This window comes from Novosphingobium indicum (genome assembly GCF_014645195.1).
GTDB lineage: Bacteria > Pseudomonadota > Alphaproteobacteria > Sphingomonadales > Sphingomonadaceae > Novosphingobium > Novosphingobium indicum.
Genome location: NZ_BMLK01000031.1, coordinates 1 through 20,777 on the forward strand (window position 1 = coordinate 1; position 20,777 = coordinate 20,777).

Annotated in this window: 23 protein-coding genes; 13 read left to right on the forward strand and 10 right to left on the reverse strand. The window is 65.1% G+C overall.

The window, feature by feature from the left end; genetic code table 11:
* Nucleotides 1–34: 34 nt before the first annotated feature.
* The 4 genes from IEX64_RS21175 to IEX64_RS21190 all read right to left on the reverse strand — a co-directional run bounded on the left by IEX64_RS21175 (nucleotide 35) and on the right by IEX64_RS21190 (nucleotide 2,925).
* On the reverse strand, nucleotides 35–238 hold the full coding sequence (locus IEX64_RS21175; RefSeq protein WP_188823097.1) for a hypothetical protein: 204 nt from the start codon (nucleotides 236–238) through the stop codon (nucleotides 35–37).
* 89 nt (nucleotides 239–327) lie between these two features.
* Nucleotides 328–1,344, reverse strand: coding sequence for an acyl-CoA dehydrogenase family protein (locus tag IEX64_RS21180; protein ID WP_188823007.1), 1,017 nt, complete (start codon nucleotides 1,342–1,344; stop codon nucleotides 328–330).
* Between the two features lies 1 nt (nucleotide 1,345).
* Entirely contained in the window at nucleotides 1,346–2,539 is a 1,194-nt protein-coding gene (locus tag IEX64_RS21185; RefSeq protein WP_188823009.1) for an acyl-CoA dehydrogenase family protein, read from the reverse strand.
* A 71-nt stretch (nucleotides 2,540–2,610) separates the two neighbouring features.
* The gene (locus IEX64_RS21190; RefSeq protein ID WP_188823011.1) at nucleotides 2,611–2,925 is read right to left on the reverse strand and encodes a Rieske (2Fe-2S) protein; all 315 of its coding nucleotides are present in this window, start codon (nucleotides 2,923–2,925) and stop codon (nucleotides 2,611–2,613) included.
* A gap of 219 nt (nucleotides 2,926–3,144) precedes the next feature.
* On the opposite strand from IEX64_RS21190, the gene IEX64_RS21195 reads away from it, so the two are divergent.
* The 4 genes from IEX64_RS21195 (at nucleotide 3,145) to IEX64_RS21210 (ending at nucleotide 7,875) form a co-directional block, all read left to right on the forward strand.
* Complete coding sequence (locus tag IEX64_RS21195) at nucleotides 3,145–4,863, forward strand: FAD-dependent oxidoreductase (protein ID WP_188823014.1); 1,719 nt, start codon at nucleotides 3,145–3,147, stop codon at nucleotides 4,861–4,863.
* 69 nt (nucleotides 4,864–4,932) lie between these two features.
* Nucleotides 4,933–5,706 (forward strand): SDR family NAD(P)-dependent oxidoreductase, encoded by a 774-nt coding sequence (locus IEX64_RS21200; protein WP_188823016.1) that lies wholly within the window; start codon nucleotides 4,933–4,935, stop codon nucleotides 5,704–5,706.
* A 106-nt stretch (nucleotides 5,707–5,812) separates the two neighbouring features.
* Nucleotides 5,813–6,958 (forward strand): acyl-CoA dehydrogenase family protein, encoded by a 1,146-nt coding sequence (locus IEX64_RS21205; RefSeq protein WP_188823018.1) that lies wholly within the window; start codon nucleotides 5,813–5,815, stop codon nucleotides 6,956–6,958.
* Nucleotides 6,958–7,875 carry an acyl-CoA dehydrogenase family protein gene (locus IEX64_RS21210; RefSeq protein WP_188823020.1) on the forward strand — a complete coding sequence of 306 codons (918 nt, stop codon included), beginning with the start codon at nucleotides 6,958–6,960 and terminating at the stop codon, nucleotides 7,873–7,875. The genes IEX64_RS21205 and IEX64_RS21210 overlap by 1 nt, the downstream gene beginning before the upstream one ends.
* 142 nt (nucleotides 7,876–8,017) lie before the next feature.
* Here the strand turns inward: IEX64_RS21210 and IEX64_RS21215 are convergent, their stop codons facing one another.
* Both IEX64_RS21215 and IEX64_RS21220 read right to left on the reverse strand, forming a co-directional pair.
* Nucleotides 8,018–8,806, reverse strand: coding sequence for an SDR family NAD(P)-dependent oxidoreductase (locus IEX64_RS21215; RefSeq protein WP_188823022.1), 789 nt, complete (start codon nucleotides 8,804–8,806; stop codon nucleotides 8,018–8,020).
* Between the two features lie 5 nt (nucleotides 8,807–8,811).
* The gene (locus IEX64_RS21220; protein WP_188823024.1) at nucleotides 8,812–9,990 is read right to left on the reverse strand and encodes a DUF1214 domain-containing protein; all 1,179 of its coding nucleotides are present in this window, start codon (nucleotides 9,988–9,990) and stop codon (nucleotides 8,812–8,814) included.
* A gap of 98 nt (nucleotides 9,991–10,088) precedes the next feature.
* Here IEX64_RS21220 and IEX64_RS21225 point away from each other — a divergent pair, with 98 nt between their 5' ends.
* The 6 genes from IEX64_RS21225 (at nucleotide 10,089) to IEX64_RS21250 (ending at nucleotide 15,702) form a co-directional block, all read left to right on the forward strand.
* Entirely contained in the window at nucleotides 10,089–10,892 is an 804-nt protein-coding gene (locus IEX64_RS21225) for an SDR family NAD(P)-dependent oxidoreductase (protein ID WP_188823026.1), read from the forward strand.
* A 116-nt stretch (nucleotides 10,893–11,008) separates the two neighbouring features.
* Nucleotides 11,009–11,878 (forward strand): FAD binding domain-containing protein, encoded by an 870-nt coding sequence (locus tag IEX64_RS21230; protein WP_188823027.1) that lies wholly within the window; start codon nucleotides 11,009–11,011, stop codon nucleotides 11,876–11,878.
* A complete protein-coding gene (locus IEX64_RS21235; RefSeq protein ID WP_188823028.1) occupies nucleotides 11,875–12,363 on the forward strand; it encodes a (2Fe-2S)-binding protein in 489 nt (162 codons plus the stop codon). Before IEX64_RS21230 ends, IEX64_RS21235 begins: the two co-directional genes overlap by 4 nt.
* Nucleotides 12,360–14,630 (forward strand): xanthine dehydrogenase family protein molybdopterin-binding subunit, encoded by a 2,271-nt coding sequence (locus tag IEX64_RS21240; protein WP_188823045.1) that lies wholly within the window; start codon nucleotides 12,360–12,362, stop codon nucleotides 14,628–14,630. Before IEX64_RS21235 ends, IEX64_RS21240 begins: the two co-directional genes overlap by 4 nt.
* A gap of 6 nt (nucleotides 14,631–14,636) precedes the next feature.
* Nucleotides 14,637–14,888, forward strand: coding sequence for a hypothetical protein (locus IEX64_RS21245; protein ID WP_229710626.1), 252 nt, complete (start codon nucleotides 14,637–14,639; stop codon nucleotides 14,886–14,888).
* Nucleotides 14,889–14,892: 4 nt separating this feature from the next.
* Nucleotides 14,893–15,702, forward strand: a complete 810-nt coding sequence (locus IEX64_RS21250; RefSeq protein WP_188823047.1) for a TauD/TfdA dioxygenase family protein — start codon at nucleotides 14,893–14,895, stop codon at nucleotides 15,700–15,702.
* On the opposite strand, the gene IEX64_RS21255 is transcribed toward IEX64_RS21250, so the two are convergent.
* From IEX64_RS21255 to IEX64_RS21270, 4 genes are all read right to left on the reverse strand, one after another.
* A complete protein-coding gene (locus IEX64_RS21255; protein WP_188823049.1) occupies nucleotides 15,694–16,767 on the reverse strand; it encodes an ABC transporter substrate-binding protein in 1,074 nt (357 codons plus the stop codon). The two genes, IEX64_RS21250 and IEX64_RS21255, sit on opposite strands and share 9 nt — an antisense overlap.
* A 100-nt stretch (nucleotides 16,768–16,867) precedes the next feature.
* Complete coding sequence (locus tag IEX64_RS21260) at nucleotides 16,868–17,395, reverse strand: nuclear transport factor 2 family protein (protein ID WP_188823050.1); 528 nt, start codon at nucleotides 17,393–17,395, stop codon at nucleotides 16,868–16,870.
* Nucleotides 17,396–17,417: 22 nt separating this feature from the next.
* Nucleotides 17,418–18,230, reverse strand: a complete 813-nt coding sequence (locus tag IEX64_RS21265) for an SDR family NAD(P)-dependent oxidoreductase (protein ID WP_188823052.1) — start codon at nucleotides 18,228–18,230, stop codon at nucleotides 17,418–17,420.
* An 89-nt stretch (nucleotides 18,231–18,319) separates the two neighbouring features.
* Nucleotides 18,320–18,727, reverse strand: coding sequence for a hypothetical protein (locus tag IEX64_RS21270; RefSeq protein ID WP_229710627.1), 408 nt, complete (start codon nucleotides 18,725–18,727; stop codon nucleotides 18,320–18,322).
* Between the two features lie 137 nt (nucleotides 18,728–18,864).
* On the opposite strand from IEX64_RS21270, the gene efp reads away from it, so the two are divergent.
* Genes efp through IEX64_RS21285 form a run of 3 tightly spaced genes read left to right on the forward strand, consistent with a single transcriptional unit; the run spans nucleotide 18,865 to nucleotide 20,670 of the window.
* Entirely contained in the window at nucleotides 18,865–19,428 is a 564-nt protein-coding gene (gene efp / locus IEX64_RS21275; RefSeq protein WP_188823054.1) for an elongation factor P, read from the forward strand.
* Nucleotides 19,428–19,805 carry a hypothetical protein gene (locus IEX64_RS21280; protein WP_188823056.1) on the forward strand — a complete coding sequence of 126 codons (378 nt, stop codon included), beginning with the start codon at nucleotides 19,428–19,430 and terminating at the stop codon, nucleotides 19,803–19,805. The genes efp and IEX64_RS21280 overlap by 1 nt, the downstream gene beginning before the upstream one ends.
* 43 nt (nucleotides 19,806–19,848) lie before the next feature.
* Entirely contained in the window at nucleotides 19,849–20,670 is an 822-nt protein-coding gene (locus tag IEX64_RS21285; protein ID WP_188823059.1) for an inositol monophosphatase family protein, read from the forward strand.
* Nucleotides 20,671–20,777: the final 107 nt, after the last annotated feature.

Below are 20,777 nucleotides of genomic sequence, written 5' to 3' on the forward strand. Positions count from 1 at the left end.
ATGGTGAATCACGTCAGCCCCAAACCCGATACCCTCAGTGAGTCAGATTCCACAGGTTTTGGTATGAGTGAACACCTTCGGTCGCCATCGAGGACGAGCCGGTCAGGCTGGCGGCCACGAACTTCGCGACGGCAATCCCGAGATTGGCCGTCAGCGCTCCGTATAGAACGATGTTCTGGCGGAGATGGGCGAGTAGCGGCGAGAGGGCGGCCCGCTCGGTTGCATGCGTTTGCGTCATCGAGGCCGAAACGCATGGGCCGTCAGGACGTTTCGTCCGCTACCGTTTCAGACAGCGGGATGTCGCGAAGTGCCGCTATTGCCCGTCGATCATGCCATTGCCGCGAGGGCTTCGCGGCCGACCGTCTCGTTGAGGCTGTCGAGCGAGCCACAGAGCTGCAGGTTCAGCATCGCCCGTTTCATGAAGAGATGGCACGGGTGCTCTTCGGTCAGGCCGATGCCGCCGTGAAGCTGGATCATCTCTTCAGTCACGAACTGGAAGACGTCGCTGGCAAGCGCCTTGGCTCCGGCGATCTGCGTGCGGGTGGCCTGCTCGTCGCGGGCGCGGCTCCACAGCAGTGCCTCGGCTACGACGATCTTCGTCTTCATGTCGGCTGCACGGTGCTTGAGCGCCTGGAACATGGCGATGGGCCGTTCGAACTGCTTGCGCATCTTCATGTACTCGACAGTCATGTCGAGCGCGGCGGAAGCCCCGCCGAGGCAGTCGGCGGCCAGCGCGAGGTGCGCTTCGGGGCCGAGCGCGTCGTGCATGGCGGTCGCGCCGTCGGCATCGCTGAGCATGAGTGCCGGATCGGGCTTGTAGCCGGTGAGCACCAGATCGAACATGCGGCGGCTGAGGTCCCAGATCGGCCGTTCGACCAGTTCGACGCCATCGGCATCGGTCGGGATCAGCGCATAGCCGATGGGGAGCTTGGCGACGACGGCCACAGCCATGTCGCCGTCGAACACGCCGCCGATCGTGCCCGAGACCGTGCCGTCCGCCGCGATGTCGACTTTCGCAGGCAGCATGTGCAGCGGGGCATATTCTCCGGCGGAAAGGCGTTCCAGCCAGTCGGCGCGGTCGGCGAGCGTCTGGCTCTCGATCACGGCCTGCAGGCCCAGCTGCGCCGGAATCAGCGGCGTGGTGGCGAGCACGCGGCCCATTTCATAGTGAATGGCGGTGGATGCCTCGCGGTCGAGGCCGAGGCCGCCGTCGTCTTCGGGCAGGCGGATCATCAGCCAGCCCATTTCGGCGACCAGTTCCCAGCTCGCATCGCGGGCAGGGGAGAGATTGTCGGCAGGGAAAGCCTTCTGCGCGGCGGCGGTGAGTTCGTTCAGCTCGATCATCTTAAAGCACCCAGCTCTTCGGTTCACGCGGCATTTCGAGCATGCGCTCGGCAATGATGTTGCGCTGCACTTCCTCGCTGCCGCCGGCGATGGTCCAGGCGTAGGAGTTCATGAAGTCGGCCATCCAGTTGCCGGTGTTGAGATCGCCGAAGGTGATCGGGGCGATGTACTGCTCGTCCATCCCGCCCAGGCGCACGCCCAGCTTGGAATAGGCCCGCAGCGCGCGGCTATAGGCGTTCTTCACGATCGAGGCGTCGCCGATCCGCTCGACTCCGTTGATGCGGTTGTCGAGGAACTGGTCGGCAATCGCGCAAACGGCATCGACTTCGCTGACGAGCGCGCCGAAATCGCGCAGAATGCCGCGGTCTTCCTGGTGTCCGTGGGTGCGGATCAGCTCGGCCACGCGGCCCAGCGCGCCGCGCATGCGGTAGCCGAGTTCCATCAGCGTCAGACCGCGCTCGCTGGCAAGCGTCGCCTGCGCCACGGCCCAGCCCTCGCCTTCCTCCCCGACGCGCTGTTCGACCGGGATCTCGACGTTGTCGAAGAAGATCTCGGCGAATTCCTCGTCGCCCTGGATCTGGTGGATCGGGCTGACCGAGACGCCGGGCGTCTTCATGTCCATAAGCAGGTAGGTGATGCCTGCCTGCTTCACGCCTTCGGAGGAGGTGCGTACCAGCAGCAGGCACATGTCGGCGAACTGCGCCATGGTCGACCAGACCTTCTGGCCGTTGACGACATAGACTTCCTTGCCGTCGCGAACTTCGCGCACGGCCTTGCACTTGAGCGCGGCGAGGTCGGAACCGGCGCCCGGCTCGGAGAAGCCCTGGCACCAGGTCTCGCCCTCGAGGATGCGGGGCATGTACTTTGCCTTCTGCTCCTCGCTGGCACATTCGTGCAGCGTGGCGAAGGCATGGTAGGTCGACACGAACGAGAGCAGCAGGCGCGGGCAATCGGCCTTGGCCAGTTCCTCGTAGATCACTTTCTGCTCGGCCAGCGAGCGCCCGCCGCCCGGATATTCCTTCGGCCAGTGCGGGATCGCGTAGCCGGCTTTCACCAGCTTGGCGAACCAGTCGCGCTGGGTGTTCACGAAGTCTTCCTGGGTGCGGCTGGCATCGCGCCAGCCGTGTGGCTTTTCGGCTTCGAGAAAGCTGCGCACTTCGCTGCGCAGCGCTTCGAGATCAGCGTTGTCCGTCATGCCTTCTCCATGCACAGCGGCCCGTTATGCGTCCAGACGGACGGCACCGCGCCCGCGATATTGCCAAATTGTCAGACCGCGACTTCGATCGTGTCGCCTTCGATACGCACTTCGTAAGTGTCGATCGGCATCGTTGCGGGCGGGTTCATCGGGTTGCCGGTTTCCAGGTCGAATCGCGCGCCGTGAACCGGGCAAGAGATCCATCCCGCGCGTACGCGGCCGCATTCCAGCGTCTCGTATGCGTGGCTGCACAGGTTGCGCACGGCAAAGATCTTGTCCTTGCTGTTGACCACGATCACGCTGGTCCCGTTCACGTCCACCACTTTCTTGCCGCCGGCGGGGACCTCGTCCAGCTTCGCCACGGCGACGAATGTCTTTTCACTCATGTTCGATCTTCGACTTTCTGCATTTCTCGACTGTCGCCTTGAGCAGGCAATACGTTTCGGCCCTGCGGCCCGCACCCTCTTGGCGCAAGGCCGCCGCGCGCGCCAGAGCACGGCCAAGCAATTTGCAGTACCCCGGCGGTCATTTCTAGGGCAAGCCGTGGACGCGATAAGGCACGCCGATGGCCCGTACAGTCAACGGATGGCCAAGGGGAGATAAGGGTGACAGTCGGCGAAACTTTCGATGTCGTGGTCGTAGGATCGGGTGCGGCAGGCGCCATGGCGGCACTGCGCGCGGCGGAACATGGCATGAAGGTGCTGATCGTAGAGAAAGCCCACAAGTTCGGTGGCACCTCGGCGACATCGGGCGGGGTTATGTGGATCCCGAACCACCAGCTCGAAGGCGACAAGGGTGACAGCCGCGAATCCGCGCTGGAATATCTCGACGCGACCATCGGCGTGCCGGTGAACCGCGAAAGGCTCGAAGCCTTCGTAGATGAAGCGCCCAAGATGCTGGATTATCTGAAGTCCACCGGGGTTCAGGTGATGGCTGCAGCCTGGCCCGACTACTACCCCGACCGCGCCGGAGCCCGCGCCGACCGCTCGGTGATCGTGCCTACGTTCGACGGACGTCAGCTCGGCGATGACCGCTATGCGCTGATGCGCGAGCAGTACAACCGCTTCAAGCTGTTCGGCCGTTACGCAATGGACCTCACCGAGACGTTCGCGCTGATGATGCAGTCGAAGGGTTGGCGCACAGTCGCGGCCAAGGTGATCGGCCGGTACTGGAAGGACCGCAGCACCCGCAAGATCTCGCACCGCGACCGCCGTTTCACGCAGGGCGCGGCGCTGATGGGCGCGACCTACGAGCAGATTTTCAAGCGCGGCGTCGAACTGCGCATGGAAACCAAGCTGGAGCAGCTGCTGGTCGACGATGGTGGCCGCGTGACCGGCATCGAGGTTTCGAACTTCGGTCGCAAGTATCAGGTCATGGCTCGCCATGGCGTCATTCTTGCAGCCGGTGGTTTCGAGTGGAATCAGGAGCTCCGCGACCGTTTCTACCCGGTCCCCGGCCTCACGCGCCATTCTTCCACGCCCGAAGACGGTAACCGCGGTGAGGCGCTGATCGAGGCCGAAAAGATCGGTGCTTCGACCGAGCATACCGAGCAGGGCTGGTGGATGCCGACAATGACGCTGCCGATGCCCAAGGCGTCGAACTTTCACGAGATCCACCAGTCGGCCTTCGACGTGGGGCGCCCGTGGAGCGTGGTGGTCAATCGCAACGGCGTGCGTTTCGTCGACGAGGCCTGCGGCTATGACCAGTTCGGTCAGGCGATGGTCCGCGACCATCTGGAAACCGGCGCGAACATGCCGTGCTGGCTGATCTTCGATTCGAAGTTCCGCAAGAAGTTCAGCGCCGGCGGCCTGATGCCCACAGTTCACACGCCTGAGAAGAAAGTCCCGGCAGACTGGTGGGATCATTACGTTTTCCGCGCCGACACGATCGAGGAGCTGTGTCGCAAGACGCACCTTCCCGTCGATGCAGTGAAGAAGACCGTCGCCAAGATGAACGAATATGCCAGGACCGGCGTCGATCCCGAATTCGGTCGCGGGATGAACCCCTACGACCAGATGTTCGGCGATCCCAGTTCCACGCCCAACCCGAACCTCGGCCCCATCGACAAGGCGCCGTTCTATGCCGTGCCGATCAACAATGGCGACCTCGGCGCCAAGGGCGGCCTGCGCTGCGATGCACGGGCACGCGTACTCGACCAGCAGGGCAACCCGATCGCGGGGCTCTACGCCGCGGGCAACAATTCGGGCACGCCCTTCGGCGATACCTACCCGGGTGCCGGCGCGACCATCGGCCCGGCCATGACCTTCGGCTACGTGGCCGCCAACGACATCGTCGAGCGCGCGGGCAACCAGCGCGCCGACTGAGCGCCGCGGTCCGAACAGACATTTGCTCGTCCGCACGGGCGACGGCCAAGAGATCAGGAGTACGAAAGAATGCAAGGCAAGGTAGCCATCGTCACGGGCGCTGCTGGCGGCATCGGTGAGGCCTGCGTGCGGGCGCTCGGCGCGAAGGGCGTCAAGGTGCTCGGCACCGGACGTAGTGCCGACAAGCTGCAGGCGCTGAAGGAGGAACTCGCGGGATCGGTCGAGTTCGATTTCGTGGCCGTCGACGTCACTGCGGACGATGCGCCCGAGAAGATCGTGAACGGCGCGATCGAGAAGTTCGGCCGGCTCGACATTCTCGTCAACAATGCGGGCTCGTTCAATTTCGGCCCCGTCGACCAGACTTCCGACGAGATGCTCGACGAAGTGCTGGACATTTCGCTGCGCGCGCCTTTCCGGCTGTGCCGCGAAGCGCTCAAGCACATGGGCCAGGGCGCCTCGATCCAGTTCATCGGCTCGACCTGGGGCATCTACGGCACGCCAGGGGGCGGGGCCTACAGCACGGTCAAGGCCGGGCAGATCGGCCTGATGCAGACCATGGCTGCCGAATACGGCCGCCGCGGCATTCGCACCAACTACGTCGCGCCTTCGGTCGTGCGCACGGGCATGACCGATGCGTTCTGGGATCTCGATTTCTTCCGTCGCACCAACCACGAACTGACCCCGATCGAGCGCGACTGCACCGCCGAGGACATCGGCAACATGGTGGCTTTCCTCGCGTCGGACGAGGCGGGCTTCGTCAACGGCCAGACCATCGCGGTCGACGGCGGCATTTCCACGACGCGATTTGTTGCACCCGAGGCGGTGGGCGCGGTACGGCAGTAAGCACCGGGCAGGATCGCACAGGCGATTGCGCAGGCGCGCGGTGTTGTCGCGCGTGCGCTCTTGCGCCTAACGGTCCTGCCAGAGGACCTTGAGAGGCGCTGCGCTGATGCAATTCGAATGGACTGAGGAACAGGACGCTTTCCGGCACAAGATCCGGGACTTCCTCCACGCCAATCTGCCCGACGACTGGGAGACGTTCTCCGAACACGGCCCGGCCTCGCCGGCGCTGACGGCCTTCGCTCGCGAATTCTGCGTGAAGCTGGCCGATGCCGGCATTCTCTTCCCGCACTGGCCGGTCGAGATGGGCGGCGAAGGTCTGGGACCGTGGGAGCAGCAGATCCTCGCCGAGGAAATGTGGATCGCCGGCGAACCGCGCGGCGGCCAGTACATGAACGTCAACTGGATTGGCCCGACGCTCGAGAAATACGGCACGGACGAACAGAAGAAGCGCTATCTCGAGCCGATTACCAAGGGGCAGTCGCTGTGGTGTCAGGGCTTTTCCGAGCCGGACGCCGGCTCCGACCTTGCCAGCCTGCGTACCCGCGCCGAGCTGAAGGACGGCAACTACGTCATCAACGGCCAGAAAATCTGGACCAGCTATGCCGGTCTGGCCGACACCTGCTTCCTGCTCACCCGCACCAGCGACGACCGCAAGCGCGGGATCACCATCATCTTGGTGCCGATGGACACGCCGGGCATTACCGTGCGTCAGATTCCTTCGCTGATCGGTGAGGGCGACATTCATGAGGTGTTCTTCGACGATGTCACCGTGCCCGAAAGCGCGCGTTTCGGCGATGAAGGGCAGGCCTGGGAAATCGTCGGCTATTCGCTGCGCAACGAACGCCTCGGTATTCCGCGCTTCACGCTGGCCCGCGCCGCGCTCGACCGCGCCGTGCAGATGCTCAAGGCAGCCGGGGACTTCGATGGCGACTACGTGAAGATCGAAGCGGCGCGCTGCGCGGCGCTTTGCGAGGCGGCGGGCACGGCGAACTACGCCGTCGTTCAGCGCCGCGTCGACGGTCTGGCGATCGGCGCCGAATCAAGTTCGGCGCGCTACGCCACGGTCATGGCCGAGCGCGCGGTGTGCGAATTCGTGATCGAGTTCCTGCCCGAGGCGCTGGCCGGGGCCTCGCCCTATCTCAAGATGCACCACCAGCGCGGTATCGTCGCCGGTGTCGCCGCCGGTTCCGCCGAGATCCAGCTCAACATCATCGCCAGCGAAGTGCTGGAACTGCCGAGGGAGCCGCGCTGATGCAGCTTTCGCTTAACGAAGACCAGACGCAGGTCCTCGACTTCATCGACAGCCTGGCCAAGCCCTACGCCACCGTGCCGATGCACGATGTGTCGCTCGCGCTCGAAAGCGCGGAGCTGGACGAGGCGCTGGTCGAGAACGGCTTCCTCGACGTTATGGCGGTCGAGGAACTCGGTCCGGTCATGGCCGCGCTCGTGATCGAGAAGCTGGCCCGCCTGCCGTTCGCCGTGGAAGCAGCGGCCTCAGCCATGGTGCGCCCGCTGATCGATCCCGAACTGCCGCGCCCGCTTTGCCTGATGGAAGAGGGCAAGGCCCGCAAGCCGCTGCGCTTCCTGCGCCCCGGCGCGACCGTGGTCGTTGTCGGCCCGTCCGGCGTGAAGAGCTTCATCACGACCGAGGACATGATCGCGCCGGCTCAGGAAGACACGCTCTACGGCTATCCCGTCGCGTTCCTGACTTCGCAGCCCGACAGCATGACGTCACACGACGTCGATGTCGCCGAAATCACTCGCGCCTGGCGCGTGGCGATGGCCGCCGAGGCCGCTGGCTTGCTCGGCGCGGCGCTGGCGAGCACGGTGACCTATGTCTCCGAACGCAAGCAGTTCGGCCGTCCGCTGGCGACCTTCCAGGGTATGCGGCACCGTCTGGCCGAAGATCAGGTGATGACCAATACCGCCTACTGGATGGCGATGCGCGCGGCGGGCACCGGCTCGCAGGCCGACGCCGCGATGGCGCTGCACCACGCGCAGGAAGCCGCCAAGCGCGTGTGCTACGACTACCACCAGTTCCTCGGCGGCATGGGCATGACGCTGGAGCACCCGCTGCACTTGTGGACCTATCGCCTCAAGCTGCTTACGGCCGAACTCGGCGGTCGCGGCGCGCAGGGTCTGGCAGCTGCCGAGGCGCTCTGGGGCTGAGGCCCACGCTCGCTCATAACATTACCCTCGTCCCCGCGCAGGCGGGGACCCCTCTTTCCGTTTCGACGGTAGCTGTGTCGCAGGTAGCGGGGCGCCCGCCTGCGCGGGAATGACGAATGTGGGGGCGAGGGCGTTTGCCCCCTCAATCCACGTCGATCATGCCTTTCGCTCCCGGGCCGCCGCTGACTGCCAAGGTTTCCCCGGTAATGTAGCTTGCGGCATCGCTGGCGAGGAACGCCACCGCCTGTGCCACTTCCTCTGGCTTGCCCGGACGACCGAGCGCAAAGGCGGTCTTCGCAGCGCCGAGGGCGTCGAAGCCGGTCTTGGCCCAGCCTTTCTGTGCGAGTTCGGTGGCGGTCATGCCCGGCGCCACGGCGTTGACGCGCACGTTCGAGCCGCCCCATTCGCTCGCGGCAACTCTGGTGAACATCTGCAGGCCGGCCTTGGCCGCCGAATAGGCGCCGCAACCCGGCGTGCCGGTGATACCGGCCTGCGAGGAGATGTTGACGATGGCGCCGTGGCCGCTCTTCTTGAGATGCGGAATGGCCGCGTGCGAGCAGTAGAATGCGGCATTGAGGTTGAGCTGGATGTCCTTGTCCCACATCGCCGGCGGCATCTTGGAGAAGCCGGAAAAGCTCGACTTGCCGGCGTTGTTGATAAGGATGTCGAGGTGTCCGAAGTGCTCGACGGTCTTGTCAACGAGCGCCTGCACTTGCTCGGGGTCGGTGGCGTCGGTGGGCACGCAGAGGACATCGCGTCCGGTCTCAGCGCGCAGTTCCTCGGCGGTCGCTTCAAGCGCTTCCGCCTTGCGCGCAGCGAGAACCAGATCGGCGCCGCGCTGGGCCAGCAGCCGGGCGATTTCCTTGCCGATACCCGTGCCGCCGCCGGTTACGATGGCCACGCGGCCGCTGAGATCGAATCCTTCCAACATCGTGTTCACCATCTCCTCCGGCGCTGGCAGCCCCGGACTCTCTCCTGAAGTTCGGCTGCGCGCTCCTGCGCCGACACCGTGGGGGTGTCGGCGGGGAGGTGGTCACGCAACTCTGCGAATTTGACGCGCTTGAGCGTCGGCGTCGGGCACGAATCGCAATCGTACCAGCGCCCGTAGATCGTGCCCTGCTGGAAGCCCGCCGGATCGAGCCAGTTCGGCACACCGGGGTCTTCCAGCGAGATCACGGCGCGAAATTTGCCGTCGCTGGAAACCCTGGCGAAGTGGCCGTTGGTGCTGCTCAGCCGGTAGACGTATTCGAGGGCGTTGTAGTAGGGATCGTTGAGCTGGAAGTTCCAGTAGGGCCGCACCTCAGGCAATTCCGTCTCGATGATCAGCGCTTCGTCGGCTTCGAATTCGAAGACGGCGGGGATGTAGATCTGGCGCGAGAGCGCGCCGCCGATCGGGGCGGGCTTGAACACGTTGATCCCTGCTTCCTCACGGACCTGGTTCTGCATCCAGTAGAACAGTTGAGTCGCCTTGGCAGGCATGCCCGCCATGTTCCTGATCCGCTGGAGGATTTCATCGACCGAGAGGCGCGGTTTGGGCGGTACAGGGTCGAGGTTTTCGATGGAGAGCACCGGGTCGATCTCGCCCGACCAGTCGTAGGAGCGCTTGCGGATCATCAGCGTGGATGCGCCCGGCTTGATCTGCAGCCAGTTGCCGCTGTGCCCCTCGGGCCTTTCGGCGCTCAGCAGGATCTCGAACGTGCCGTCCGCTTCGATCTGCAGGTGCCGGTCGTCGAGATCGGCATAGCATTCGCCGGTCATGTCCGGCGGATCGGGCATCCCCGCCAGCGGGCCCTGCGTATTGAAAGTGATCATCTTCACCGTGCCGCGCGTGCCCGAAACGCGGTAGCGATAGGCCGGGCTGACGGGAGACTGCAGGTAAATGTCGTCCGGGTTTGGCTGCAGCGTATAGACCGGGTTCCACAATGGCGCCCAGTCGGGGTGTTCCGGCGTTGCGTGGAAGAACGCGAAGTAGCCGTAGGACATCTGCATCATGATCTGCCGGTAAACGTCGGCGCGATATTGCGGGTCGTCCGGGCGCCAGGTGTTGGCAATGCCGGCGACCGCCTCTTCAAGGTCCTGCAGATAATCGAACAGCGGACCGGGTTGCGTGGTCATCGTCCTGGTGATCCTCTCCCTTGGGCCCCTGTCCGGGACTCGCCTTTGCTAGATGGTATATACTATCTAGTGGGTCTGCAAAGTGGAGTGGAACACGCATGAGCGATACCGATCTTCTCGATCTCGGCGGCCAGGTCGCCGTTGTTACCGGCGGTGGCCAGAACGCAGGCCGCGCGATCGCGCTGGAACTGGCGCGGCACAATGCGGGCGGCGTTGCCGTCAACGACTTCGTGGCCGAACGCGCCGAGGCCGTGGCCGAGGAAATTCGCGCCATGGGCGTGCCCGCGCTCGCGGTGCCATTCGACGTCTGCGATCTCGAAGCGGCCAAGGCCGCCGATGCCGCGATCAAGGAAAAGCTCGGCGCGGCGACCATCCTCGTCAACAATGCCGGCATGGCCGGGCCGGGCGGCTCGCTGCGGCCCAAGCTGAACTTCTGGGAGGAAGAGCCCGAAGCCTGGCAGCGCTACCTCGGCACCAATCTCTACGGCGTTTACAACTGCAGCTACGCCTTCATTCCCAACATGGTGGAAGCGAAGAAGGGCCGCGTCGTGACGGTCGTTTCGGACTCCGGGCGCATCGGCGAGCCCAAGCTGGCCGTCTACGCCTCGGCCAAGGCGGGCGCGCAGGGCTTCATGCGCTCGATCGCCAAGGAACTGGGGCGCTACAACGTGACTGCGAACTGCGTTTCGCTTTCCGCGCTCATGCCCGACATGCCCGAAGAGCAGCTGGCCGAGATCATGGCGAGCGACCAGACCAAGGCGATGATGTCGCGCTACACCATCCGCCGCTTCGGCAAGTCGACCGATGTGGCCGCGCTCGTCACCTTCCTGTGTTCGGGCGCTTCGGAGTGGATCACGGGCCAGACCTATCCGCTCAACGGTGGTTACGCGCCGTCGATGTAAGCGGATGCCGACAATAGGGACCGGCCGGTATAAAAATCCGGCTGGTCCCGGTTGACTAAACGCATGCCAGTACCGATCATCTCCCGTAAGGAACCGGGCGGTTCCGGGGAGAAATCATGCCATCACCTGCTTTTCACGTACCCGACTCTGTTGAAGACGTCGTAGCCCTACTGGCCGCCGATCCTACGGCCCGGCCGCTGGGCGGCGGGACCGATCTCATCGTCCAGATGCGGTCCGGTCGGCTTGTCCCTGGCAGCGTCGTCGATTTCAAGCGTATCGCCGGCATGACAGGTGTGCGGCACGAGGGTGATGCTTTCGTCATCGGCGCGGCCACGCCGTGCACGGCGCTCAAGGCCGACGCCGCGCTTGCGGCTGCCTGGCCGGGCGTGGTCGAGGCGGCGAACCTGATCGGCTCGGTGCAGGTCCGCAATCGCGCGACGATGGCCGGAAACCTGTGCAATGCCTCGCCCGCGGCGGACAGCGTCCCGGCACTGGTGGCGGCAGGCGCGACCTGCGTTGTTGCCGGCCCGTCGGGCAAGCGCGAAGTGCCGGTTCAGGATATTCCGGTGGCACCGGGCAAGACCTCGCTGGCGCCGGGCGAATTCGTCGTCGAAATCTGCCTCCCTGCCAAGCCTGCTGGTGGTGGCGACGCGTACCTGCGTTCCACGCCGCGCACCGAGATGGACATTGCCGTCGTCGGCGCGGGCGTCAGCCTCGTGCTCGATGCCGACGGAACCTGCACCTCGGCCCGGGTGGCGCTTGGCGCGGTCGGACCCACGGTTGTGCTGGTCGAGGAGGCCGGCAAGGCGCTGGTAGGCACCAAGCTCGACGACGACGCGCTCGCCGCCATGTCCCAGGCGGTCCAGGCCGCCAGCAATCCCATCGACGACAAGCGCGGCAGCGTTTCCTACCGCAAGGCCATGGCCGGCGTTCTCGCCCGCCGTGCCGTCCTGGTCGCCGCCACGCGCGCCGGAGCAAAGGCATGAGCAAGATTCGCGTTTCCACTACCGTCAACGGCGATGCCGCCGAATTCCTGTGCGAATCCGGTTCGTCGCTGCTCGACGTTCTGCGCGACACCATGGGCCTGACCGGCTCCAAGGAGGGCTGCGGCTCGGGTGACTGCGGGGCCTGCACCGTCGTTCTCGACGGGGAGATGGTCTGTTCCTGCCTCGTGCTCGCGCCCGAAGCCGAGGGGCGCACGATCGCGACCATCGAAGGCGTAGCCGAGGGGTCGGTACTGCACCCGGTGCAGCAGAAGTTCCTCGAACATGCAGCCCTGCAGTGCGGCTTCTGTACGCCGGGCTTCATCGTTGCCGCCAAGGCGCTGCTCGACCGCAACCCGAACCCCACCGAGACCGAGGTGCGCTATTGGCTGGCGGGCAATCTTTGCCGCTGCACCGGCTACGACAAGATCGTGCGCGCAGTGCTCGATGCCGCCGCCGAACTTCGCCAGGAAAGGACGCCCGCATGAACGCGCCCGAACAGATGAAGCAGTTCCGCCATGTCGGCACGCGCCCGGTGCGTCCCGACGGTGTCGACAAGGTCACGGGCAGGGCGCTCTACAGTCCCGATTTCAAGGCGCCGGGGATGCTCTGGGGCGCGATCCTGCGCAGTCCGCATCCGCACGCCCGGATCATCGCGATCGATACGCGTCAGGCCGAGGCCCTTGCCGGGGTCAAGGCCGTGGCGACGGGCAGGGACCTGCCGACGCTGGAATCGCTGGTGATGCATGTCGGCGAAGGCGCCTCGGACATCGTCGATGTTTCGCACAACTGCCTCGCACTCGATAAGGTTCTCTACGAGGGCCACGCAGTTGCGGCCGTTGCTGCGACCAGCCCCGAGATCGCCCGCGAGGCTTTGGCGCTGATCGAAGTCGAATATGAGGAGCTGCCGTTCGTGCTCGGCGTGGAGGAAGCGCTGGCTGAAGGCGCGCCGATCCTGCACGACAACGTCTTTACCAAAGGCGTCGATCCGAAGCCGGACAAGCCCTCGAATGCGGCAATGCGCGTCGAGATGGGTGGCGGCGACGTCGAAGGGGCGCTCGCCTCGGCCGCGGCTACCGTGACCGGGCGTTACTCGCTGGAACCGGTGCATCAGGGGTATATCGAGCCCCATGCCTGTGTAGCCTCGTGGAATGGCGACGGGCAGGCGCAGATCTGGACGTCCAGCCAGGGGCACTTCTCGGTGCGCGCGCTCACGGCGTCTGTGCTGGCAATGCCGCAGGCCGATATCCGCGTGACGCCGCTGGAAATCGGCGGTGGCTTTGGCGGCAAGACGACCATCTACCTCGAACCGGTGGCGATGGTGCTCTCGAAGAAGTCCGGCCGCCCGGTGCGTCTGGCCATGACTCGCGAGGAAGTGTTCCGCGCGACCGGCCCGGCGCCGGGCGCGGTAATCGACGTGCGGCTCGGCGCCGCTGCCGACGGCACGCTGGTCGCTGCGGACGTCGAGTTTCTCTACCACTCTGGCGCCTATACCGCGAACGATGCAGGCGCGGGCGTGTCGAGCGCGATCGGGCACTACCGCATCGCCAATACCCGCGTCGTCGGCGTCGAAGTGCTGTGCAACCGCCCGGCGGCCAAGGCCTACCGCGCACCGGGTGCGCCGCAGGTGAACTTCGCGGTCGAAAGCGCGATGGACGAACTGGCAGGCAAGCTCGGTATCGATCCGCTGGAGCTGCGCCTGAAGAACGCAGTCGTCGAAGGCGATCCGCAGACGACCGGGCTGCCCTGGGGGCGCATCGGCTATGTCGAATGCCTCGAAGCCGCCAAGGCCCATCCGCACTGGTCGGCGCCGCTCGGCCCCAATCAGGGGCGCGGCATTGCGGGCGGATACTGGGGCAACTACGGCGGTCCCTCGACGGTGAACGTCAGCGTCGCTGAGGATGGCACCGTCACGGTTGCTACCGGCAGCCCGGACATCGGCGGCAGCCGCGCCTCCATGGCCATCATGGCGGCCGAAGTGCTGGACATTCCCTACGAACGGGTTCGCGCTGTCGTTGCCGATACGGCGTCCATCGGCGTGTCGATGGTGACCGGCGGCAGCCGCACGACGTTCGCGACGGGCATGGCGACGGTGCAGGCCGCCGAAGAGGTGAAGCGCATTTTGTGTGAACGCGCTGCGCGGATCTGGGGCGTTGCTGCGGATCAGGTCGAGTGGCGTTCGGGCGAGGTCACCTGCCTCGATGGCGAGAAGCAGGGACAGGTCATGTCCGCCGCTGCCATCGCCGGGCGTTCGTTCCATTCCGGCGGACCGATCGCGGCGGTGGCGGCGCTGAGCGCCAAAGGCTGGCTGCCGGGCTTCGGCGTGCACATCTGCGATACCGAAGTCGATCCCGAGACCGGGCACGTGAAGATCGTGCGTTACACCGCAATCCAGGACGTCGGCATCGCGATCCACCCGGACTATGTCGAAGGACAGATCCAGGGCGGCGCGGCACAGGGCATCGGCTGGGCGCTCAACGAGGCCTATATCTACAGCAAGGATGGCAAGCTCGATAATGCGGGATTCTTGGACTACCGCATGCCGGTGGCGTCGGACTTGCCAATGATCGAGGCCGTGCTGGTTGAAGTGCCCAATCCGTCGCATCCCTATGGCGTGAAGGGCGTGGGCGAGGTGCCGATCGTGCCGCCGCTGGCGGCCGTTGCCAACGCTATCCATGCGGCGGCAGGTGTGCGCCTCAGGGATCTGCCGATGGCGCCCGACCGGGTCTACGCCGCGCTGCATCCCGAAGGATGATGCGCGGTGCGGATCCTCGTGATGCCGCCATTCGACAAGGAGTTCTTCGGCGAGTTCGTCAAAGAGGGGCGACTCGATCTGGCGCCGCATAACCTGTTCGATCTGGTCGACCGGCTCGACGGTCTTGCCCCCGGCTTTGCCGATATCGCCCAGCCGCGTGTCCATTTCGCGGTCGATGGCGTATTGGAGACCGACTGGTCGCGCGATCTGGAAACGGCCAAAGAAGTGATCGTGTTGCCGCGCGTCGGGGGAGGATGAAACCGTGGCCGTGACATTGCCGTTCCGCTCTCTCGAACCGTTCGGCATCGAGATCGATTTCGATCTTTCGCAGCCGCTGGCACCGTCGCTTGCGTACCATTTCCGGCAACTTTGGGCCGAGCATGGTCTGGTGCTGGCACGGGGGCAATCGCTGACGATGGCGCGCCAGCGCGAGCTTTGCGCATTGCTGGGGCCGATCCTCGTGCGCGAAGGCGAGGGCGAGACGATGACCAATGCCGGTGGCGGGCCCAGCACCTCGCCGCTCGCTTGGCATTCGGACGCGGCCTATACCGATCATCCCTTCGATGCGATTGCCCTGCATGCGCTCGATGTGGTGGACGATGCCTCGTCCACGCGCTTCGTGCGTGCGGAAGTGGCGCTGCCCGCGGATCTTCGGGCAGCGCTGGAGGGGCGCGAGCAGGAAATGATCTCGCCGCACTACACCCAGCTTGCCGGGCGCACGTGCGACCAGCGCGAACCCGAAGCGATGAAGCGCGGAGTGCGGCCTGTCGTGCTCGAAAATCCGCACAACGGGCGCCCATGCCTTTGGGTCAGCGAACTGCAGACGGCGCGCGTGCTGGGCATGCCTTGGAAAGAGAGCCGGGACCTGCTCCACGCGGCTTTCGACCGGCTGTACGTCCCGGAGCGCGTGTTCGAGCATAAGTGGCGCACCGGCGACGTGATCTTCTGGGACAACATCGCCCTGCAGCATGCACGCGGAAATCTTGAAAGCGTCAGAAAGCGCGTGTTGCAGCGGGTGATCGTCGGCATCGAGGGCGCCGCGCCGCATGTGGCGACTAAGGTGTCAGTTTAGGGAGGAGACTTCCACGGACTGACCGTCCAGCCATTGCCGCACCACCAGATAGCGACCCTTCAACGCGCCGCGGTCCTGAATGCCGAAGCCCAGCAGAGTGCCTTCCTCGCCCTCGGCGGCGGGCAGCCATTTGACCTGCTCGAGCCCGACGCGAACGCCTTCGCGGCTGAAGTCCTTGGCGCGGGCCAGTCCCTCGGCGACGAGGCGGCCGATGTCATGGCCTTTGGCAGTCGCCAGTGCGCGCTGGGGCGGGGCGCCCAGTTCCGCCATGACGGCCTGAAGTGTCCGGTTCGAATCGGAATGCATGTCGATGTAGAACCAGCCGTCGCACGCGCGCGCGAAGTCGCCATGGTAGCCGCGCAGCCCGGCGGTGTTCATGATCTTCGGACCTTCCCACCCGGCATGGGCAAGTGCCGTGGCCGCCGGCGAAGCCGAGAGCCCGAGCCCGAGATAGACGAAGCCATCGGGCTTTTTGTCCAGCACCTTGTGGACTTGCTCCTGTGCGTCGTCTGCCATGGGGGAGAGACCTTCGGTGGCAACGATCTCGATACCGAGAACGCCCGCTTCGTCCTGCAGGTACTTCAGATGGCGCGTGCCGATCGGTGATATGTCGTAGACCACGCCCAGCCGTCTGGCTCCCAGCCAAGCCATGTGCCGGGCCATGACGAGCGATTCGTCTTCGTGGCTGCCCACCTGATGGTGGAACATGTAGCGGCTGCGCGCGCGCTCGGCCCCGGCCCAGTTGATCGTCGGGATGCGCAGTTCCTCGGCAAGCGGCGTGGCGATCAGCGCATTGTCGCCGATGGCGGGGCCGACAATCAGGCAGACTCCGGCATCGGCCAGCTGGCGATAGGCCCGCTCGACCGCTTCGGCCGTGCCGCTGGGCAGGCCAAGCCCGTAGGCATGGACGAACTCGACCGGCGCGGTCAGCCGTCCGCTCTTGCGCAGAATGCCGATCTCGCGTTCCAGCCAGTCGGTGATGTCGCCGGGGCCGGTGGCGCCGTCGTCCAGATCCGACAGGTCGGCCATGTCGTTGAGCACGCCGACCTTCACGCTTGCAGTCATAGGGCCTCCCGGCTGAATTGCGCAGTGTGTCGGCTAGCAATGAGCCAGCAGACAAAAGGCTGCATGACAGGGCCGCGAATTCTGGGGCGCCGGAGAGAAGTCAGGCGCGCGCACCGCGCTGGAAAAGGCGGTTTGTGCAGACCGCGTAGCTCGGATCCTTTTCGCCCTGGCCCAATGTACCGCCGCCGTCGAAGGGACGGCGCAGCTTGAAATCGTAGGTTACGACGCGCTTGGAAAAGCGCCATTTCCCGTCGGCGCAGCGGCGATAGTTGTCGATGTAGCGCACCGCCATGAAGTCCTCTTCCTGGCCGCCTTCGCGGGTGGGAATGAGGTGATAGGCCAGCGCATAGACCTCGCCGCTCGCTTCGTCGCCGTCGACGGCGATCAGGTGGTTGCACACGTGATGGCCGGAATAGGGCATGTAGGGAAACGATCCGGCGATGAACTTGCAGTAGTCCTCCGCCGAACCGTCGAAGCTGTCGCCGTGGCTGTCGGTCGCATCCTCGGTGTAGAGGTCCTTGAGCAAGTCGATGTCCTGCCGGTCGATGGCACGCGAATAGAGCAGGACGAGGTCCCGTATCGCGTCCTTGTCGATGACCTGCTGCAGCGCCTTTTCGTCGATGGCCATGAATTCCTCTCCGTCTGAATGCCTAAAGAAGGGCGCCCCCGTCGACGGGATAGACCTGCCCGGTGATAAAGCTCGCCCGGTTGGAGGCGAGGAAAGTGATGAGCCCCGAAATCTCGTCGGACGAGGCGAACGGCTTGCCCACGAAAGTGCGGCGTTGGCGGATGGCGCGGTCTTCCTCCCTCACGCTGGCGGCGCCCTTCGAGAACATGCCGTTCTCGGGGTTGAAGCGGCTGCCCTTGCTCAGCTGGGCCGGATCGGTGGGAATCGTCGCGTAAGGGGCGACGGCATTCACGCGGACACCGTGCTGCCCGACTTCCTTGGCGAGCACGATGGTGAAGCTGTGCACGGCTCCCTTGGCGGCAGAATAGACCGGCAGCATGTAGTCGCCCACGAGCGCTGCGGTGGAGCCGACATTGACGATGGCGCCCGATTTGCGTTCGACCATGCCGGGCAGCACGGCGTGCGTCATGCGCAGCACGGTGCCGAAGTTGAGGTCGATGTCGGCCATCCACTTGGCGGGATCGGAATCGACGAAGAAACCCTGATCGACGTTGCCGCCGATGTTGTTCACCAGCACTTCCACCGGGCCGAGCGCTTCGGCGGCTTCGAGGATCTTTGCGGGGGAAGCGGGATCGAGCATGTCGGCCGCGATGAAAATGGCTTCGCCGGCGCCGCAGTCCTTGCAGTCTGCGACCAGTCTGGCGCCGGCTTCCGCATCACGTCCAACGGCGACGACCTTGGCGCCTTCGGCGGACAAATCGAGCGCTACGGCCCGGCCGATATTGGCCGTTGCGCCGGTGACAATGGCGACCTTGTCGCGCAGATGGAAATCCATGACCCACTCCCGATCGATTTCGGCAAAGGGCTAGGTCCAACGCTCGCAGGGTGCAAACCGCCGCAGCGATCAGCGCTCTAGCAGGGGAATTACTTTCGGGAAATCAGCACGCAGCGCATCGGGCCGTCGGTGCCATCCGGGTTGATTTCGCGCAGGAAACCCTCGGAAATCCGGTGGAGCGTCAGGCCCTTGAGCTTGCCGCCGGTCATGACCACGCGGCTGCCGGTGTAAAGGTAGCTGCCGCGCAGGCCGCCGGCCTTGTAGCTGGAGGCATTGACCACCCGAAAGTCGTATTCCGGCACCGGCTGGCCGGCAGGGCCGGTGGCGTCGCCGGGCATCTCGCAGCTGTACTGGCCGATCGCCAGCGTGTGGATGCGTCCACCCGGAACCGGGGGAGGGGGTGTGTCGCTTGCCGTGCAGGCAGCGACTGCGGGCAGCGCGGTTCCCAGCAGGATGGCGGCGGCGAGGGCGGGGCGAGACGCGAGAGCGGGCATCATGGCCATCCGCTAGCACCGGCGCGAAGCAATTGCCATGCCCGCTCGTGTCGTCTAAGGGCGCAGGCTTTCAAGGTCGGTCTCCGGCAAAACGGATATCCGGCCGAACCACCAGCTCTTTCCCACCGAAGGCAAGAACCATGAAGATCAGCGGCGTCGACATTCGTCCCGGCAACATTCTCGAATACGAAAAGGGCATCTGGAAGGTCGCCAAGACGCAGCACACCCAGCCCGGCAAGGGCGGTGCCTACATGCAGGTCGAGATGAAGAACCTGATCGACGGCCGCAAGACCAACGTGCGCTTCCGCAGCGCCGACACGATCGAAAAGGTACGCCTCGACACCAAGGACTTCCAGTACCTCTACGTCGAAGGCGACATGCTGGTGTTCATGGACACCGACACTTTCGAGCAGATCCAGCTTCCCGCCGACCTGCTCGGCGATGCCGCGGCCTTCCTTCAGGACGGCATGCAGGTTCTGCTGGAAATGTGGGAAGAACGCCCCATCTCGGTGCAGCTGCCCGAACAGGTCGAAGCGACGATCGTGGAGGCAGACGCCGTAGTCAAGGGACAGACAGCTTCCTCCAGCTACAAGCCCGCCGTACTCGACAACGGCGTGCGAGTCATGGTTCCGCCGCACATTGAAAGCGGAACCCGCATCGTTGTCGACGTGTACGAAAAGACATACGTCAGAAAGGCAGATTGATGCGGAATATTGCGAAACTCACCACTTCGGCCGTGCTGGGCATGGGCCTTGTCCTCGGTAGCGGCAGCGCGCTTGCGGCTGCGCCGGCCAAGGGCACGCAGAGCCAGGCCGAGGTGAACGACGCGATGCTCTACCTCAAGGTTCTGATCAGCGGTCTGCAGTCCGAAAAGGTCGAGCAGCCGGTCAAGGGCGCCCTTGTGGGGTGCCTCTACAACAATTCGCTCGGCAAGATCACGGAGTCGATGGACAAGGTGATCGCCGAGAACCCCGGGAAGATCCACAAGGACAATCCCGCCGAGCTCCTGGGCGTGATGGTCCGCATCTGCGGCTACAATCCCCAGGCAGCAGCATCTGACAACGCGGCCAAGGGCCGCTGAAAACGCCCGGCCTCAGGCCGGTCCCAGGAGTAGAGAACAGGTCATGGCCGCAATTTCCGGTCTCATTCGTGTCATGGAAAAGGCTGCCCGCAAGGCGGGCGGTCGTTTGCGCCGCGACTTTGGCGAAATCGAGCACCTTCAGGTAAGTCGCAAGGGCCCCTCGGACTTCGTGTCCAAGGCCGATCAGGCTTCGGAACGCACCCTCTGGGACGAGCTGCGCGCAGCCCGCCCGGACTGGGGCTTTCTGTTCGAGGAAGGCGGCGAGATCGAGGGTGACCCGGACAAGCCGCGCTTCATCGTCGATCCGCTCGATGGCACCACCAACTTCCTGCACGGCATGCCGCACTTCGCGATCTCCATCGCGGTGCAGGAGCCGCGTCTCGACGGGAGGGGCTGGGGCGACGTGATTGCCGGTCTGGTTTACCAGCCGATCACCGACGAGAGCTTCTGGGCGGAAAAGGCGCGCGGCGCCTGGCTGCAGGACCGCCGTCTGCGCGTGTCCTCGCGCCGTCATCTCGACGAGAGCCTGATCGCCACCGGCATTCCGTTCGCCGGTCACGGCGACGCCGGCGAGTGGACCAAGATCTATCACGCTCTGGCGCCGCAGGTTGCGGGTATCCGCCGCTTCGGTTCGGCCGCACTGGACCTCGCATGGGTCGCCGCTGGCCGATACGAGGGCTTTTGGGAAGCCGACCTCAAGCCGTGGGATACGGCTGCCGGCTGTCTGCTCGTGCGCGAAGCCGGCGGGTTCGTTTCTGACTGGAAGGGCCGTTCGCTGCCCTATCACGACAGCGAGATCCTGGCGGGCAACGATGCGCTGCACACGCGCCTACACAAGATCCTGGTGAACGCGCTCAAGGCCTGACCTTGGTTCGGTTAGTCGCGCTCAGGCAACGCCTGGGCGTGATTTTGACGGGTGTCCCCGAAGTGCCATCCAACTGACGCGGCACTTTCTCTTGCCGGAGCGATTGA